This is a genomic window from Paracoccus acridae (assembly GCF_014642735.1).
GTDB lineage: Bacteria > Pseudomonadota > Alphaproteobacteria > Rhodobacterales > Rhodobacteraceae > Paracoccus > Paracoccus acridae.
On the sequence record NZ_BMIV01000094.1, the window covers coordinates 1 to 598 of the forward strand.

The window sequence follows — 598 nt, forward strand, 5'->3', positions numbered from 1 at the left end:
CGCGCCCATGACACGGCAAGAATACGATCGAGCACGGCCTTCCCGAGGCGTCCGGCCAGGTGATGCCGCCGCTGGCTCCAGTCGAGGTAGGCGTGGCAAAGCGGACGGTTTCTGGAAGGCAAGTCACCTTGCTGCAGCCCCAGGACAGCCAGCTTCGTCCATCCCTTGTCCGTCACGTCCAGATCGCGGCTCAGCCAGCCCTTCTCCAGCATCCGGTCATAAAGCATGACACCCATCTCTCCACCCAGCTGGTTGTAGCAGATCCGTGCTTTGGGAAGTGAGAGATTGTTGATTTCCATCCAGAAGTGGCAAAGGTTTGGAGTGAACCCCTCGGGCTGGACCACATCGCACCATCTGAACTAAGCCGCCTTCTGGGCAAAGAGGGTTTCGAATTCCTCGGGGGTTCGGTAGTCGAGGGCTGAGTGTAGTCGTTTCGAGTTGTAAATCTGCTCGATGAATATCGGTAAGCGGGCGGCTACATCGGCGAAGGTTTCGTATCCTGCCCGGTAGACCTCCTCCACTTTTAGGGTTTCCATGAAGCTATCGATCTGTACATTGTGATAGGGTTGCCGGCACTCCTCATAGAGCCGCACAAGCC

Annotated in this window: 1 protein-coding gene and 1 pseudogene; both read right to left on the reverse strand. The window is 57.2% G+C overall.

The genetic code is table 11. From position 1 onward, the window contains the following. Positions 1 to 299, reverse strand: a pseudogene (locus tag IEX25_RS19940) (ArsR family transcriptional regulator); the annotation flags it as partial. A 60-nt stretch (positions 300 to 359) separates the two neighbouring features. Beyond that, a partial coding sequence (locus IEX25_RS19945) for an integrase core domain-containing protein (protein ID WP_188717473.1) occupies positions 360 to 598 on the reverse strand: 239 nt, incomplete at its 5' end.